We start from the raw sequence: 15,784 nt of genomic DNA, 5'->3' as shown, positions 1-15,784 counted from the left end.
AGAGACATCTTTTAATGCTCAGGGAGATGATAATGAAAGCCTTTGACTGGCAGCGGATGGCGCTCGATAAAGTGCCGGTGGAATTTCTCGGCGAGGTGGCGTTGCGCAGCCTCTACACCTTCGTTCTGGTCTTTATTTTCCTCAAAATTACCGGACGGCGCGGCGTGCGGCAGATGTCGCTGTTTGAGGTGCTGATTATTTTGACCCTCGGTTCGGCGGCGGGGGACGTGGCGTTTTATGACGATGTCCCGCTGTTGCCGGTGCTGGTGGTCTTCGTCACGCTGGCGCTGCTTTATCGCGGCATCATGTGGCTGATGGGACATAGCGAAAAGCTGGAGGATCTGCTGGAGGGGAAACCTATCGTGGTGGTGGAGGAGGGGCAGCTGGCCTGGGAGAAACTGCATGCGGAAAATATGACCGAATTCGAATTTTTTATGGAGCTGCGGGTCAACAGCGTCGAGCAGCTCGGCCAGGTGCGGCTGGCGATCCTTGAAACCAACGGCCAGATCAGCGTGTTTTATTATCCCGATGACGAGGTGAGGGCCGGGTTGTCGATCCTCCCGACGCACTGCACCACGCGCTATACCACTATTCCTCAGGAAGGGATCTACGCCTGCGTACGCTGCAGCATCGTGATGGCGATGCAGGCGGGAGAAAAGCGAATATGTCCCCGCTGTGCAAATGCAGAATGGTCGAAGGCCAGCCGGGCGAAACGGCTCACCTGACAGCAAATATGTCGGTTTTATTACGTCAAGCCGATAGATTCTGTTGTGTGACGGCCGCCGCGTTTTGCCGTCGGCGAGTTTTAGCCATTGCGGACCGTGTCACTGAATGATAAAACCGATAGCCACAGGAATAACTTATGCCCGCGGCGGTTCGCGGGCAAAACAACATAGCAACGTGGTGAGGGGAAATGGCTCAGGTCTATAACTTCAGTTCGGGCCCGGCAATGCTGCCGGCGGAAGTACTCAAACTGGCTCAGCAGGAACTGTGCGACTGGCACGGTCTGGGTACGTCGGTCATGGAAATCAGTCACCGTGGTAAGGAATTCATCCAGGTGGCAGAAGAGGCAGAACAGGACTTCCGTTCTCTGCTGAACATCCCTTCCAACTATAAAGTGTTGTTCTGCCATGGCGGCGGCCGCGGCCAGTTCGCCGGGATCCCGCTGAACATCCTCGGCGATAAAAACGTCGCTGACTATGTGGACGCCGGCTACTGGGCGGCCAGCGCGGTCAAAGAGGCGAAGAAATACTGCACGCCTAACGTCATCGACGCGAAAATCACCGTCGACGGCAAGCGCGCGGTCAAGCCAATGAGCGAGTGGCAGCTGACGCCGGGCGCGGCGTATCTGCACTACTGCCCGAACGAAACCATTGACGGTATCGCGATTGACGATACGCCGAACTTCGGCGACGACGTCATCGTGACCGCCGATTTCTCCTCCACTATTTTGTCTCGCGAAATTGACGTCAACCGCTACGGCGTGATCTACGCTGGCGCGCAGAAGAATATCGGCCCGGCAGGGTTGACGCTGGTTATCGTGCGTGAAGATCTGCTGGGTAAAGCCAGCGTGGCCTGCCCGTCAATCCTCGACTACACCGTGTTAAGCGAGAATGACTCGATGTTTAACACGCCGCCGACGTTCGCCTGGTATCTGGCCGGTCTGGTGTTTAAGTGGCTGAAACAGCAGGGCGGCGTCGCCGCGATGGACAAGATCAACCAGCAGAAAGCCGAACTGCTGTATGGCGTGATCGATAACAGCGGCTTCTATCGTAACGATGTGGCGCAAGCCAACCGCTCCCGCATGAACGTGCCGTTCCAGCTGGCGGACAGCGCGCTGGATAAACTGTTCCTTGAAGAGTCGTTTGCCGCCGGGCTGCACGCGCTGAAGGGCCACCGGGTGGTGGGCGGCATGCGTGCCTCCATCTACAACGCGATGCCGCTGGACGGCGTGAAGGCGTTAACCGACTTTATGCTGGACTTCGAACGCCGCCACGGTTAATCGCCCGTTTCTTTCTTCCTCCCCGCGGCCTGTCTGCGGGGTTTTTATTCTGTTTGTTTGAGAGTGAAGTTTGATGGAATCCCTGACGTTACAACCCATCGCACGCGTAGAGGGCACCGTGAACCTGCCTGGTTCGAAAAGCGTCTCCAACCGCGCGCTGCTGCTGGCCGCCCTGGCCCGCGGCACGACGGTGCTGACCAACCTGCTGGACAGCGACGATGTGCGCCATATGCTGAATGCCCTGAGTGCGCTGGGGGTTCAATACACCCTGTCTGCTGACCGTACCCGCTGTGAAGTGACCGGCAACGGCGGCCCGCTGCATGCCGCAGCGGCGCTGGAGCTGTTCCTCGGCAACGCCGGTACCGCGATGCGCCCGCTGGCGGCAGCTCTGTGCCTTGGCAGCAACGATATCGTGCTGACCGGCGAGCCGCGAATGAAAGAGCGCCCGATTGGCCATCTGGTAGATGCCCTGCGTCAGGGCGGCGCTCAGATCGACTATCTGGAGCAGGAAAATTATCCGCCGCTGCGCCTGCGCGGGGGGTTCCAGGGGGGCAACGTCGACGTTGACGGCAGCGTCTCCAGCCAGTTCCTGACAGCGCTGCTGATGGCCGCGCCGCTGGCGCCGCAGGATACCGTAATCGCCATTAAGGGCGATCTGGTGTCGAAACCCTATATCGACATCACCCTGCACCTGATGAAAACCTTCGGGGTTGAGGTGGACAACCAATCTTATCAGCGCTTTGTAGTGCGCGGCAAGCAACAGTATCAGTCACCGGGGGATTACCTGGTGGAAGGAGATGCTTCATCGGCCTCGTATTTCCTCGCCGCTGGCGCCATTAAGGGCGGCACGGTGAAGGTCACCGGTATTGGCCGCGGCAGCGTACAGGGCGACATTCGTTTCGCCGACGTACTGGAAAAAATGGGCGCCACCGTCACCTGGGGCGACGATTTCATCGCCTGCACCCGTGGCGAGCTCAAGGCTATCGATATGGATATGAACCATATTCCGGACGCCGCGATGACCATCGCCACCGCCGCGCTGTTCGCGCAAGGCACTACCACGCTGCGCAATATCTACAACTGGCGGGTCAAGGAGACGGACCGTCTGTTCGCCATGGCGACAGAACTGCGTAAAGTAGGCGCCGAGGTGGAAGAGGGTGAAGATTATATTCGCATCACCCCGCCGGCGACGCTGAAGTTTGCTGAAATCGGCACCTATAACGACCACCGGATGGCGATGTGCTTCTCGCTGGTGGCGCTGTCTGATACGCCGGTGACTATCCTTGATCCCAAATGTACGGCGAAAACGTTCCCCGACTATTTTGAGCAACTGGCGCGGATCAGTACCCTCGCCTGAGTAAAACTTTGTCATCCCGCGGGCTGATGTCCTGTCAGCCCGCTATAATTGCGCAAAACTTCTGCTTTTCATTTCCTGTAGTCCGTAATTTACAAGCAATGCTCACTTTCCGGCGTATTGATGCGTATAATGCGCGGCGTTTATATTCCATGCGCCTTGCTGAAGGAGAAAAAGATGACGGCGAATATTCCGGTAATCACCATTGATGGGCCTGGCGGTGCGGGTAAAGGTACGTTGTGCAAGGCAATGGCGGAAGCGCTGGGCTGGCATCTGTTAGATTCAGGCGCGATCTACCGCGTTCTGGCGCTGGCGGCGCTGCATCATCATGTTGACGTGGAGTCCGAAGAGGCGCTGGTGCCCCTGGCTGCCCATCTTGACGTGCGCTTTATTTCTACTGACGGCAACCTGGAAGTGGTGCTGGAAGGGGAAGATGTCAGCGGCGAAATTCGCACCCAGGAGGTCGCGAACGCCGCCTCCAAGGTGGCGGCTTTCCCTCGCGTTCGCGAAGCGCTGCTGCGCCGCCAGCGCGCCTTTCGTGAACTGCCGGGGCTTATCGCCGACGGGCGAGATATGGGCACGGTGGTTTTCCCGGACGCGCCGGTGAAAATTTTCCTCGATGCCTCGGCCGATGAGCGAGCGCATCGCCGCATGCGGCAGTTGCAGGAAAAGGGCTTTGATGTTAACTTTGAACGTCTTTTGTCCGAGATAAAAGAGCGTGACGATCGCGATAGAAATCGCGCCGTGGCGCCGCTTGTCCCGGCTGCCGATGCATTAGTTCTCGATTCAACCGAACTAAACATTGAGCAAGTGATTGAAAAAGCGCTACAATATGCGCGCGAAAAATTGGCCGTTGCGTAAGCCTTAACCGGTAACGCGCCGAAGCCTCCGAATTATAGCAGTACCCCCGCGGCAATGGATGGTCAGCGGGTATGTGAAACAACCCCATCCGGCACGGAGCCAGGTGGACGTTAATATTAACCTGAAGATTAAACATGACTGAATCTTTTGCTCAACTGTTTGAAGAATCCTTAAAAGAAATCGAAACCCGCCCGGGTTCCATCGTTCGTGGTGTTGTTGTTGCTATCGACAAAGACGTAGTACTGGTTGACGCCGGTCTGAAATCTGAGTCCGCCATCCCGGCTGAGCAGTTCAAAAACGCCCAGGGCGAGCTGGAAATCCAGGTTGGTGACGAAGTTGACGTTGCTCTGGATGCAGTAGAAGACGGCTTCGGTGAAACTCTGCTGTCCCGTGAGAAAGCTAAACGTCACGAAGCTTGGATCACGCTGGAAAAAGCTTACGAAGACGCTGAAACTGTTACCGGTGTTATCAACGGCAAAGTTAAAGGTGGCTTCACTGTTGAGCTGAACGGTATTCGTGCGTTCCTGCCGGGTTCCCTGGTAGACGTTCGTCCGGTGCGCGACACGCTGCACCTGGAAGGCAAAGAGCTTGAGTTCAAAGTCATCAAGCTGGACCAGAAGCGTAACAACGTTGTTGTTTCTCGTCGTGCCGTTATCGAATCCGAAAACAGCGCAGAGCGCGATCAGCTGCTGGAAAACCTGCAGGAAGGCATGGAAGTCAAAGGTATCGTTAAGAACCTCACTGACTACGGTGCATTCGTTGATCTGGGCGGCGTTGACGGCCTGCTGCACATCACCGATATGGCCTGGAAACGCGTTAAGCATCCGAGCGAAATCGTAAACGTTGGCGACGAAATCACTGTTAAAGTGCTGAAGTTCGACCGCGAGCGTACCCGTGTATCCCTGGGCCTGAAACAGCTGGGCGAAGATCCGTGGGTAGCTATCGCTAAACGTTATCCGGAAGGTACCAAACTGACCGGTCGCGTGACTAACCTGACCGACTACGGCTGCTTCGTTGAAATCGAAGAAGGCGTTGAAGGCCTGGTTCACGTTTCCGAAATGGATTGGACCAACAAAAACATCCACCCGTCCAAAGTTGTTAACGTTGGCGACGTAGTGGAAGTGATGGTTCTGGATATCGACGAAGAACGTCGTCGTATCTCCCTGGGTCTGAAGCAGTGCAAATCTAACCCATGGCAGCAGTTCGCGGAAACCCACAACAAGGGCGACCGTGTTGAAGGTAAAATCAAGTCTATCACTGACTTCGGTATCTTCATCGGCCTGGACGGCGGCATCGATGGCCTGGTTCACCTGTCTGACATCTCCTGGAACGTTGCAGGCGAAGAAGCAGTTCGTGAATACAAAAAAGGCGACGAAATCGCAGCAGTTGTTCTGCAGGTTGACGCAGAGCGTGAGCGTATCTCCCTGGGCGTTAAACAGCTGGCGGAAGATCCGTTCAACAACTACGTTGCTCTGAACAAGAAAGGCGCTATCGTTGTTGGTAAAGTCACTGCAGTTGACGCTAAAGGCGCAACCGTAGAACTGGCTGACGGCGTAGAAGGTTACCTGCGTGCTTCTGAAGCATCCCGTGACCGCGTTGAAGACGCAACTCTGGTTCTGAGCGTTGGCGACGAAGTTGAAGCGAAATTCACTGGCGTGGATCGTAAGAACCGCGTAGTGAGCCTGTCTGTACGTGCGAAAGACGAAGCGGAAGAAAAAGACGCTATCGCTACCGTGAACAAGCAGGAAGACGCGAACTTCTCCAACAACGCCATGGCTGAAGCGTTCAAAGCAGCGAAAGGCGAGTAATCTTTGTCATTCAGGTAATAACAACCTGAATAGTGACGAGTTTACTTGACAGATTGCAGGATTCGTCCTGTAATCAAGCACAAAGGGCGGCTACGGCCGCCCTTGTTTAAGCTGTTAGCTAATTTTTGCCTTGAAGGAAACCGGAGGAATAATGACCAAGTCAGAATTGATTGAAAGACTTGCCAGCCAGCAATCTCACATTCCGGCGAAAGCGGTGGAAGATGCTGTTAAAGAAATGCTGGAACATATGGCCTCAACGCTTGCTCAAGGTGAGCGCATTGAAATCCGCGGTTTCGGCAGCTTCTCTCTGCACTATCGTGCACCTCGCACCGGACGTAACCCGAAAACTGGTGATAAAGTCGAACTGGAAGGTAAGTACGTTCCGCACTTTAAGCCCGGGAAAGAATTACGTGACCGCGCCAATATTTATGAAGGGTGAGTTGCACGACGTGCAACCGGCCTGACGATAAAAGCACCTTCGGGTGCTTTTTTTGTGCCCGCCATTTACGTCCCGCTTCGCAAAAAAAAAGCACCTTACTGCAAGCGTGACGATTGTCTTGAATGCTGCACGCGCGCCTGAATTCTGCCCGAGGACGTCAGCTTCGCTTTGCGTAACACTGCCCGCTCACAGGGAGGTGTTTATGCGTCTACCATGGCTTGCCGGATGCGCCATCATCGCGATACTGCCGCTACTCTGGCTACCCGCGTTGCCGGGCCCGGGCATTCTGGCGTTCGCCGGCGTACTGGCGCTGTTGCTGACCCGTCTGCGCGGGACGGTCATCGCCGTTGTGGCGATGACGCTTCTGCTGATGGTCTGGGGAGTATTGAGCGCATATCAGGCGCTGTGGCCAACGCAGCACCTCACCGGCGCCGCCCGGCAGGCGGAAGTGTTCCTCCACGAGACGGATGGCCAGACTCTGCACCGCGGACAGATTGTGCGCCTGGCGGACCGCTTCCTGTTCCCCCCGGTTGGCGTGACGTTATACGGGGAACTTGCACCAGCCCCCGTCTGTGCGGGGCAGCGCTGGATGATGACGCTGCGCCTGCGGCCGGTGCATGGGCAGCTCAATGACGGAGGCTTCGACAGCCAGCGCTATGCGCTGGCCCAGCATCGGCCGCTGAGCGGGGGGATCGTCGCCGCTTCCGCGTTGGATACCCGCTGCAGTCTGCGCGCCCGCTACCTGGCGTCGCTGACCCGGCGATTGCAGACTTATCCCTGGCATCCGGTGATGCTGGGCCTGGGGATGGGGGAGCGGCTGGCGCTGCCGGCGGAGGTCAAAGTCCTGATGCAGAACACAGGCACCTCCCACCTGATGGCTATCTCCGGTTTGCATATTGCCCTTGCGGCTTCCCTGATTGTGCTCCTGCTGCGCGGTTTACAGTCCCTTTTCCCGGGGCGCTGGATCGGCTGGCGGCTACCGCTGCTGGCCGGGCTGGCGGGCGCCGTCGGCTATGCCTGGCTGACCGGTATGCAGCCACCGGCCCTGCGCACTTGCGTAGGGCTTGCAGTCTGTTGTGCTTTACGTTTGTCGGGTCAACGCTGGACGGCGTGGCAGGTGTGGCTCTGCTGTCTGGGGGCGATTCTTGTTGCCGATCCGCTGGCGGTGTTGTCGCAAAGCCTGTGGCTATCCGCCTTCGCCGTGGCGGGGCTGATCTTCTGGTTCCAGTGGTTACCGCTGCCTGATAGTCGCTGGCGCTGGCCTTGGAAAGCGCTGTTCGCCCTCATGCATTTGCAGGCTGGCGTGACGCTGCTGCTGATGCCGCTGCAACTGCTGCTCTTCCATGGCATAAGCCTGACGTCGATGGCCGCTAATTTGCTGGCGGTACCGTTAGTGACCCTGCTGGCGGTGCCGCTCATTCTCGCCGGAATGCTCCTGCATCTCACTGGACCGGAGGTGGTGGCGTCGCTGATCTGGCTGGCAGCCGATCGCGTGCTGGCGGTGTTGTTCTGGGGGTTACGACGTTTACCGGACGGCTGGCTGACGCTGGATGCCCGTTGGCTCTGGATCAGTAGCCTGCCGTGGCTGCTGGTGATGGGCTGGCGTTTTCAGAGCTGGCGGTATACTCCAGCGCTGTGTCTGAGTGTGCTGTTTTTGCTGGCGCGGCCATTCAGCCGGCAACCGCCCGCGGACCAATGGCGGGTGACGATGCTGGATGTCGGGCAGGGGCTGGCGATGGTGATCGAACGTCACGGCAAGGCGTTATTGTACGATACCGGGCCGGCATGGCCGCAGGGCGACAGCGGTCGACAGGTGATTATCCCTTGGCTGCGCTGGCACCATCTGCAGCTGCAGGGGATTATGCTGAGCCACGAGCATCTTGACCATCGCGGCGGCCTCGAATCTGTGCTGCAGGCTTGGCCGCAGGCGTGGGTGCGCAGCCCTTTAGGCTGGGCGCATCATCTGCCGTGCCATCGCGGCGAACGCTGGCAGTGGCAGGGACTCACTTTCCAGGCGCTGTGGCCGCTGCCGGGCAGCGCGGCAAAGGGAAACAATCACTCCTGCGTGGTGCGAATCGATGACGGTCGCTCCAGCATCCTGCTGACCGGCGATATCGAACGTCAGGCGGAGCAGGCGATGATCAGCCGCTACTGGCAGCATCTGGCGTCTACACTTATCCAGGTTCCCCATCACGGCAGCAACACCTCCTCCAGCGAACTGCTGGTCCGGTGGGTGGATGGCGCGGCCGCGCTGGTTTCCGCTTCGCGCTACAATGCGTGGCGGATGCCCTCGCACAAGGTCGTTCAGCGCTATCGCCAGCGGGGGTATCGCTGGTTCGCCACGCCGCAGCAGGGGCAGATAACGGTGGTTTTTTCTGCAGAAGGGTGGCAAATCCATAGCTTACGGGATCAAGTTTTACCTCGTTGGTATCATCAGTGGTTTGGCGCGCCCGCCGATAACGGGTAGAATATGCGGCTATTTCAACACAAGCTGGTTTATTGAATGCAGAACGATAAAGATCTCTCCACGTGGCAGACCTTCCGCCGACTTTGGCCGATTATTGCACCGTTTAAAGCCGGGCTAATCGTAGCGGCGGTGGCGTTAGTGCTTAACGCGGGCAGTGACACCTTCATGTTATCGCTTCTTAAACCGTTATTGGATGATGGTTTTGGTAAAACGGATCGCTCAGTGCTGCTATGGATGCCGCTGGTGGTTATCGGGCTGATGGTGCTGCGTGGGATCACCAGCTACATCTCGAGCTATTGTATCTCCTGGGTTTCCGGCAAAGTGGTAATGACCATGCGTCGTCGCCTGTTCGGCCACATGATGGGCATGCCGGTGGCTTTCTTTGACAAGCAGTCTACCGGGACGCTGCTGTCACGTATCACCTATGATTCTGAACAGGTCGCTTCCTCCTCTTCCAGCGCGCTGATCACCGTGGTCCGCGAAGGGGCATCGATTATCGGCCTGTTCGTGATGATGTTCTATTACAGCTGGCAGCTGTCGTTGATCCTAATTGTACTGGCGCCAATCGTGTCGGTAGCAATCCGCGTGGTCTCCAAGCGTTTTCGCAATATCAGTAAGAATATGCAGAACACGATGGGGCAGGTCACCACCAGCGCTGAGCAGATGCTGAAAGGGCACAAAGAGGTGCTGATGTTTGGCGGCCAGGAAGTGGAAACCAAACGTTTTGATAAGGTCAGCAATAAAATGCGCCTGCAGGGGATGAAAATGGTTTCCGCCTCGTCTATCTCCGACCCGATCATTCAGCTTATCGCCTCCCTGGCGCTGGCCTTTGTCCTGTATGCCGCCAGCTTCCCGAGCGTGATGGACACCCTGACCGCTGGGACCATTACCGTGGTCTTCTCCTCCATGATTGCGCTGATGCGTCCGCTGAAGTCTCTGACCAACGTCAATGCCCAGTTCCAGCGCGGGATGGCGGCATGCCAGACGCTGTTTGCGATCCTCGATTCCGAGCAGGAGAAAGACGAAGGTACCCGCGTCATTGAGCGGGCGAAAGGCAATCTCAAGTTCGAGAACGTCACCTTTACCTATCCGGGTCGCGAAGTGGCCGCGCTGCGCAATATCAATCTCGATATCCCGGAAGGGAAAACTGTGGCGCTGGTGGGACGCTCCGGTTCGGGTAAATCGACCATCGCCAGCCTTATCACGCGCTTCTACGATGTCGACGATGGGCAGATCCTGCTGGATGGCCATGACTTGCGCGAGTACAAGCTGAGCTCGCTGCGCGACCAGGTAGCGCTGGTTTCACAGAACGTGCACCTGTTCAATGATACCGTCGCCAATAACATCGCCTATGCCCGTACTGAAGAGTACAGCCGCGAGCAGATTGAAGAGGCTGCGCGAATGGCCTACGCCATGGACTTCATCAACAAGATGGACAATGGCCTGGATACCATCATCGGCGAAAATGGCGTGATGCTGTCCGGCGGCCAGCGCCAGCGTATTGCTATTGCCCGTGCGCTACTGCGTAACAGCCCGATCCTGATCCTCGATGAAGCCACCTCGGCGCTGGATACCGAGTCCGAGCGTGCGATTCAGGCGGCGCTGGATGAGCTGCAGAAAAACCGCACCTCGCTGGTTATTGCCCACCGTTTGTCAACCATTGAGCAGGCTGATGAGATTGTGGTGGTTGAAGACGGGCGGATCGTGGAGCGCGGAACGCACCACGACCTGCTGGAGCATAAAGGCGTATACGCCCAGCTGCATAAGATGCAATTCGGCGAATGATCGCGCGCATCTGGTCCGGTGAGTCGCCGCTGTGGCGCCTGCTGCTGCCGCTCTCCTGGCTGTATGGCCTGGTGAGCGCGTTGATTCGCCTCAGCTATCAGCTGGGGTGGAAAAAAGCCTGGCGCGCGCCGGTGCCGGTGGTGGTGGTCGGTAACCTGACCGCCGGCGGCAACGGTAAAACGCCGGTGGTGATCTGGCTGGTGGAGCAACTGCAGCAGCGCGGCATTCGCGTTGGGGTGGTCTCTCGCGGCTACGGCGGTAAAGCCGAACGCTACCCGCTGGTATTAACTGACCGGACCAGTACGGCGCAGGCAGGCGATGAACCGGTGCTCATCCATCAGCGCACCGGCGCGCCGGTGGCGGTCTCTCCGCTCCGCAGCGACGCGGTGAAAGCGCTGCTCAGCGCGCACGAGCTGCAGATTATCGTCACCGACGATGGGTTGCAGCACTATAAGCTGGCGCGGGACCGGGAAATTGTCGTCATCGACGGCGTGCGCCGCTTTGGCAACGGCTGGTGGCTGCCTGCCGGGCCGATGCGTGAGCGGGCATCGCGCTTGCAAAGCGTTGATGCGATTATCGTCAACGGCGGCGTGTCGCGTCCGGGAGAGATCCCGATGCAGCTGCGTCCCGGAATGGCAGTCAACCTGCTCACCGGCGAACGTCGCGATGTCTCTACCTTCACTAACGTAGTGGCAATGGCCGGCATCGGCCATCCGCCGCGCTTTTTCGCCACCCTCGAAAGCTGTGGCGTCCAGCCGGTCAAAACCGTGGCGCTGGCGGACCATCAGGCGCTGAGCCAGGCCGATGTCGCCGCTCTGGTAACCGCCGGGCAGACGCTGCTGATGACCGAGAAAGACGCCGTGAAATGTCGCGATTTCGCCGCTGCGAACTGGTGGTATTTACCGGTCGACGCCATAATGGCCGATGAACGCGCACAGCGGTTGCTTGCGGACTTAGCGACGTTGGCGCAACGTTAACCGACGCGCCGGCTTTGCTCGCCGCTGTGCTGGAATTCCTGACGGAGAAGCTGCATGTCGGTATTGCAACTATCGCTTAATGAGGCGCGCCACCTCCATCTCGTGGCGCAGGGGTTATTAAAAAAGCCCCGGCGTCGCGCTCGCCCGAATGACATCCTTTCCACCATCCAGCAAATGTCGCTGCTGCAAATCGATACCATCAACGTGGTGGCCCGCAGCCCCTACCTGGTGTTGTTCAGCCGCCTCGGCAGCTATCCGCAGCACTGGCTGGATGAGTCATTGCGCAGCGGCGAGCTGATGGAATACTGGGCGCATGAAGCCTGTTTTCTGCCGCGCAGCGATTTCGCCCTTGTGCGCCACCGAATGTTGAACCCCGACAAGATGGGCTGGAAATATCATCGCGCGTGGATGGAGGAGCATGCCGGAAGTATTGCAGAGCTGGTGGCGCATATCGGACAAAACGGACCGGTTCGCTCGGCGGATTTTGCCCACCCACGCAAAGGCGCCAGCGGCTGGTGGGAGTGGAAACCGCATAAGCGCCACCTGGAAGGGCTGTTTACCGCCGGTGAAGTGATGGTGGTGGAGCGGCGCAACTTTCACCGCGTGTATGATTTAACCCGGCGGGTGATGCCGCACTGGGACGACGAGCGCGATGCGCTGTCCCGCGACGCTGCAGAGGCCATCATGCTGCGCAACAGCGCCCGCAGCCTCGGCATCTTTCGCCCCCAGTGGCTGGCGGATTACTATCGTTTACGTCAGCCGGCGCTACCGGGTTTGCTGGCGGCCTGGCAGGAAGAGGGCCTGGTTGTGCCAGTCGACGTGGAAGCGCTTGGCGAGATGTGGCTGCATCGCGACGCGCTGGCGCAGCTGGAGTCAGCGCCCGGCGGTAAACTTACCGCCAGCCATAGCGCCGTGCTCTCGCCCTTCGACCCGGTGGTCTGGGATCGGAAGCGCGCTGAGCAACTGTTCAACTTCAGCTATCGCCTGGAGTGCTATACCCCGGCGCCGAAGCGTCAGTATGGCTACTTCGTACTGCCTCTGCTGCACCAGGGGAAACTGGTCGGGCGGATGGACAGTAAAATACATCGCAAAAGCCGGGAGCTGGAGATCTTCGCCCTGTGGCTGGAGGATGAGGTGAAGATCACCCGTGGTCTGGAGCAGGGGCTGCGCCGGGCGATCAACGACTTCGCACGCTGGCAATCGGCAGACCGGATCCTGTGTCGACGCCTGCCGGAAGGGCTGTTTGTCGGCCAGGAGCGAGGATGGGAAATCGATGCCGATTGATCCCGGCGCCGACCTTCCTGTGTTATGCTGCTGAGAAATCTATCCGGTCCATCAGGAGGAAACATGGATCACCGTTTACTTGAAATCATCGCCTGCCCGGTCTGTAACGGTAAGCTGTATTACAGTCAGGATAAGCAAGAACTTATTTGCAAACTTGATAGTCTGGCGTTTCCACTGCGCGACGGTATCCCTGTGCTGCTGGAGACAGAAGCGCGTCCGCTGGCGGTAGAAGAGAGTCACTCATGAGTTTCGTGGTCATTATTCCTGCGCGTTTCGCCTCCACGCGCCTGCCGGGAAAACCACTGCAGGACATTAACGGCAAGCCGATGATTGTCCATGTGCTGGAGCGCGCCCGCGAATCCGGCGCGGATCGCATTATTGTCGCCACCGATCACGAAGAGGTCGCCCGGGCGGTTGAAGCCGCCGGCGGCGAGGTCTGCATGACCCGCGCCGACCATCAATCCGGCACCGAACGGCTGGCGGAGGTGGTGGAGAAGTGCGCGTTCAGCGATGACACCATCATCGTCAATATCCAGGGCGATGAGCCGATGATCCCCCCGGCTATCGTCCGCCAGGTGGCGGAGAATCTGGCTGCCAGCACCAGCGGAATGGCGACGCTGGCGGTACCGATCCACGATGCGGAAGAGGCGTTTAATCCAAATGCGGTCAAAGTGGTGATGGATGCGCAGGGCTATGCGCTCTATTTCTCCCGCGCCACCATTCCCTGGGATCGCGATCGCTTTGCCCACTCCCGCGACGCCATTGGTGATTCTCTGCTGCGCCACATCGGCATCTATGGCTATCGCGCCGGCTTTATTCGCCGCTATGTCAGCTGGGCGCCAAGCCCGCTGGAGCAGATAGAAATGCTCGAGCAGCTGCGGGTGCTGTGGTATGGCGAGAAGATCCATGTCGCCGTGGCGGCCGAAGTGCCCGGCACCGGCGTCGATACCCCTGAAGATCTGGCGCGCGTCCGCGCTGAACTGCGTTAGTCCTCTGTCCCCTCCTTGCAGGAGGGGATATTCCCACCGGTTTTATGCTTTTTTTGCCCATTTTTGATCTTATCCGATGACAACCCTGGTGCGGGCGCTCATTATGAAATCAGTAGTGTTCATAGGGGTAATCGACAATGGAACAGTTGCGAACCGAACTGAGTCACCTGCTTGGCGAAAAGCTGAGCCGGGTGGAGTGTGTCAGTGAAAAAGCCGCTACGGCGCTGTGGTCCCTGTATGACGCGCAGGGAAATCCGATGCCGCTGCTGGCGCGAAGTTTCACCACCCCCGGCGTGGCGCGGCAGCTGGCCTGGAAGATCTCCACTCTGGCGCGCAGCGGTACGGTGCGCATGCCGGTGGTCTATGGCGTGATGACGCATGAAGAGCATCCCGGGCCGGACGTGCTGCTGCTTGAGCGCCTGCGCGGCGTCCCGGTGGAGGCGCCCACCCGCACCCCGGCGCGCTGGGAGCAGCTGCAGGAGCAGATCGTCGAGGCGCTGCTGGCCTGGCATCGTCAGGACAGCGGCGGCTGCGTGGGGATGGTCGATAATACCCAGGACAATCTGTGGCCGAACTGGTACCGGCAGCGGGTGGCGATGTTGTGGAGCACCCTGAACCTGTATCAGGACACCGGTCTGACCATGCAGGATAAGCGGGTTTTGTTCCGCTCCCGCGAGTGTCTGCCGGAGCTGTTCCGCGATTTCAATGATAATGCCGTACTGGTGCACGGCAATTTCACCCTGCGCAGCATGCTGAAAGATCCGCGCAGCGATCAGCTGCTGGCGATGGTTGGTCCGGGGATGATGCTGTGGGCGCCGCGGGAGTACGAACTGTTCCGTCTCGCGGAGGGGGGCCAGGCCGAGCAGCTGCTATGGCGTTACCTGCAGCAGGCGCCGGTCTCCGAGGCCTTTGTCTGGCGGCGCTGGCTTTATCTGCTGTGGGATGAGGTGGATAGCCTGGTCAATACCGGGCGCTTTGACCGCGCCCGTTTCGACCTCGCCGCAAAATCACTCCTGCCCTGGCTCGCCTGAGCTGCCTTTCAGCCATTGCCAGACGCGACCAAGCGTTTCATAGCCGACCCGGTCGCTGTGCATCAGCCACACCGGTGAAGGAATGACCCGCTCCCACGGATTGAGCGGTGATGTGACCGCCATCTGATTAGCCGGCGCGGGCAGCGGATCCAGACCGGCATGGCGAAAGAAGATCATCGCCCGCGGAAGATGCGACGCCGAGGTGACCAGCAGGAAGGGGGCGTCGCCGATGGCGCCCTTCACCGCCAGCGCTTCCTCTTCCGTATCTTTCGGCTTATCGAGCACGATGATATCGCTGCGCGGTACGCCGAGGCTCTCCGCCACTCTCGCCCCGGCCTCCGCCGTGCTGACGGGGTTGGTTTTTGCCGCCGCGCCGGTAAAGATCATTTTCGATCCCGGATTCTCCTGCCACAGGCGAATGCCCTCCGTCAGGCGCGGCAGGCTGTTGCTGATAAGGTTAGAGCTAGGCGCCCACTCCGGGTTCCAGGTATAGCCGCCGCCCAGCACCACCACGTAGCTCACCGGCTGCTCGCCGCGCCAGGTGGGATAGCGATCTTCTATCGGTTTAAGCAGGCTGTCTGCCACGGGCTGCAGGCTCAGCAGCGTCAGCAGCAGCCAGCCGAGGCTCACGCAAAACTTCCCGGTACGTTGAAAGCGGCTGAACCATAACAGGGCGATCCCGATACCGATCAGCAACAGCAGGGCAGGAAGCGGTAGCAGCAGACCGCCGACGATCTTTTTTAGCGTGAAAAGCATGCCAGATGGTTCCTTTTTTAACCATATAACC

14 protein-coding genes are annotated in these 15,784 nt (G+C 58.8%); 13 read left to right on the top strand and 1 reads right to left on the bottom strand.

The window, feature by feature from the left end; all coding sequences use genetic code 11:
- Positions 1-32 precede the first annotated feature (32 nt).
- From ABLU73_RS15665 to ABLU73_RS15605, 13 genes are all read left to right on the top strand, one after another.
- Positions 33-725: a DUF421 domain-containing protein gene (locus tag ABLU73_RS15665; RefSeq protein ID WP_004201382.1), complete on the top strand. Its 693-nt coding sequence runs from the start codon at positions 33-35 to the stop codon at positions 723-725.
- Between the two features lie 188 nt (positions 726-913).
- On the top strand, positions 914-2,002 hold the full coding sequence (serC, locus tag ABLU73_RS15660; RefSeq protein ID WP_004201383.1) for a 3-phosphoserine/phosphohydroxythreonine transaminase: 1,089 nt from the start codon (positions 914-916) through the stop codon (positions 2,000-2,002).
- A 73-nt stretch (positions 2,003-2,075) separates the two neighbouring features.
- Complete coding sequence (gene aroA / locus ABLU73_RS15655) at positions 2,076-3,359, top strand: 3-phosphoshikimate 1-carboxyvinyltransferase (RefSeq protein ID WP_023320069.1); 1,284 nt, start codon at positions 2,076-2,078, stop codon at positions 3,357-3,359.
- Between the two features lie 174 nt (positions 3,360-3,533).
- Positions 3,534-4,217, top strand: a complete 684-nt coding sequence (gene cmk / locus ABLU73_RS15650; RefSeq protein WP_004201385.1) for a (d)CMP kinase — start codon at positions 3,534-3,536, stop codon at positions 4,215-4,217.
- A gap of 134 nt (positions 4,218-4,351) precedes the next feature.
- Positions 4,352-6,025 carry a 30S ribosomal protein S1 gene (gene rpsA, locus ABLU73_RS15645; RefSeq protein WP_002898162.1) on the top strand — a complete coding sequence of 558 codons (1,674 nt, stop codon included), beginning with the start codon at positions 4,352-4,354 and terminating at the stop codon, positions 6,023-6,025.
- A 151-nt stretch (positions 6,026-6,176) separates the two neighbouring features.
- Positions 6,177-6,464 (top strand): integration host factor subunit beta, encoded by a 288-nt coding sequence (gene ihfB / locus ABLU73_RS15640; protein ID WP_002898165.1) that lies wholly within the window; start codon positions 6,177-6,179, stop codon positions 6,462-6,464.
- Between the two features lie 202 nt (positions 6,465-6,666).
- On the top strand, positions 6,667-8,931 hold the full coding sequence (locus tag ABLU73_RS15635; RefSeq protein ID WP_231792706.1) for a ComEC family protein: 2,265 nt from the start codon (positions 6,667-6,669) through the stop codon (positions 8,929-8,931).
- Between the two features lie 36 nt (positions 8,932-8,967).
- Positions 8,968-10,716: a lipid A ABC transporter ATP-binding protein/permease MsbA gene (gene msbA / locus ABLU73_RS15630; protein ID WP_004201387.1), complete on the top strand. Its 1,749-nt coding sequence runs from the start codon at positions 8,968-8,970 to the stop codon at positions 10,714-10,716.
- Positions 10,713-11,693, top strand: a complete 981-nt coding sequence (gene lpxK, locus ABLU73_RS15625; RefSeq protein ID WP_064150391.1) for a tetraacyldisaccharide 4'-kinase — start codon at positions 10,713-10,715, stop codon at positions 11,691-11,693. Before msbA ends, lpxK begins: the two co-directional genes overlap by 4 nt.
- Before the next feature lie 54 nt (positions 11,694-11,747).
- On the top strand, positions 11,748-12,977 hold the full coding sequence (locus ABLU73_RS15620) for a winged helix-turn-helix domain-containing protein (protein ID WP_201357297.1): 1,230 nt from the start codon (positions 11,748-11,750) through the stop codon (positions 12,975-12,977).
- A gap of 63 nt (positions 12,978-13,040) precedes the next feature.
- Entirely contained in the window at positions 13,041-13,223 is a 183-nt protein-coding gene (gene ycaR, locus ABLU73_RS15615) for a protein YcaR (RefSeq protein WP_004201390.1), read from the top strand.
- Entirely contained in the window at positions 13,220-13,966 is a 747-nt protein-coding gene (gene kdsB / locus ABLU73_RS15610; RefSeq protein ID WP_004201392.1) for a 3-deoxy-manno-octulosonate cytidylyltransferase, read from the top strand. Before ycaR ends, kdsB begins: the two co-directional genes overlap by 4 nt.
- A gap of 137 nt (positions 13,967-14,103) precedes the next feature.
- Entirely contained in the window at positions 14,104-14,997 is an 894-nt protein-coding gene (locus tag ABLU73_RS15605) for a YcbJ family phosphotransferase (protein ID WP_004201393.1), read from the top strand.
- Here ABLU73_RS15605 and elyC read toward each other — a convergent pair.
- Positions 14,974-15,753, bottom strand: a complete 780-nt coding sequence (elyC, locus tag ABLU73_RS15600; RefSeq protein ID WP_004201396.1) for an envelope biogenesis factor ElyC — start codon at positions 15,751-15,753, stop codon at positions 14,974-14,976. The genes ABLU73_RS15605 and elyC overlap by 24 nt on opposite strands.
- Between the last annotated feature and the right edge of the window lie 31 nt (positions 15,754-15,784).

This window comes from Klebsiella sp. GG_Kp175, assembly GCF_040062325.1.
In the GTDB taxonomy this organism is placed as follows: Bacteria; Pseudomonadota; Gammaproteobacteria; order Enterobacterales; family Enterobacteriaceae; genus Klebsiella; species Klebsiella quasipneumoniae.
Note: the sequence above shows the minus strand (reverse complement) of the source record. Positions and strands in the feature narration are given on the sequence as shown.

What these genes read in the sequence shown, in the direction of transcription:
- rpsA (WP_002898162.1), top strand. Translation starts at nt 4,352, where the DNA reads ATGACTGAATCTTTTGCTCAACTGTTTGAAGAATCCTTAAAAGAAATC.
- msbA (WP_004201387.1), top strand. Translation starts at nt 8,968, where the DNA reads ATGCAGAACGATAAAGATCTCTCCACGTGGCAGACCTTCCGCCGACTT.
- ihfB (WP_002898165.1), top strand. Translation starts at nt 6,177, where the DNA reads ATGACCAAGTCAGAATTGATTGAAAGACTTGCCAGCCAGCAATCTCAC.
- aroA (WP_023320069.1), top strand. Translation starts at nt 2,076, where the DNA reads ATGGAATCCCTGACGTTACAACCCATCGCACGCGTAGAGGGCACCGTG.
- elyC (WP_004201396.1), bottom strand. Translation starts at nt 15,753, where the DNA reads ATGCTTTTCACGCTAAAAAAGATCGTCGGCGGTCTGCTGCTACCGCTT.
- kdsB (WP_004201392.1), top strand. Translation starts at nt 13,220, where the DNA reads ATGAGTTTCGTGGTCATTATTCCTGCGCGTTTCGCCTCCACGCGCCTG.
- ycaR (WP_004201390.1), top strand. Translation starts at nt 13,041, where the DNA reads ATGGATCACCGTTTACTTGAAATCATCGCCTGCCCGGTCTGTAACGGT.
- lpxK (WP_064150391.1), top strand. Translation starts at nt 10,713, where the DNA reads ATGATCGCGCGCATCTGGTCCGGTGAGTCGCCGCTGTGGCGCCTGCTG.
- cmk (WP_004201385.1), top strand. Translation starts at nt 3,534, where the DNA reads ATGACGGCGAATATTCCGGTAATCACCATTGATGGGCCTGGCGGTGCG.
- ABLU73_RS15665 (WP_004201382.1), top strand. Translation starts at nt 33, where the DNA reads ATGAAAGCCTTTGACTGGCAGCGGATGGCGCTCGATAAAGTGCCGGTG.
- serC (WP_004201383.1), top strand. Translation starts at nt 914, where the DNA reads ATGGCTCAGGTCTATAACTTCAGTTCGGGCCCGGCAATGCTGCCGGCG.
- ABLU73_RS15620 (WP_201357297.1), top strand. Translation starts at nt 11,748, where the DNA reads ATGTCGGTATTGCAACTATCGCTTAATGAGGCGCGCCACCTCCATCTC.
- ABLU73_RS15635 (WP_231792706.1), top strand. Translation starts at nt 6,667, where the DNA reads ATGCGTCTACCATGGCTTGCCGGATGCGCCATCATCGCGATACTGCCG.
- ABLU73_RS15605 (WP_004201393.1), top strand. Translation starts at nt 14,104, where the DNA reads ATGGAACAGTTGCGAACCGAACTGAGTCACCTGCTTGGCGAAAAGCTG.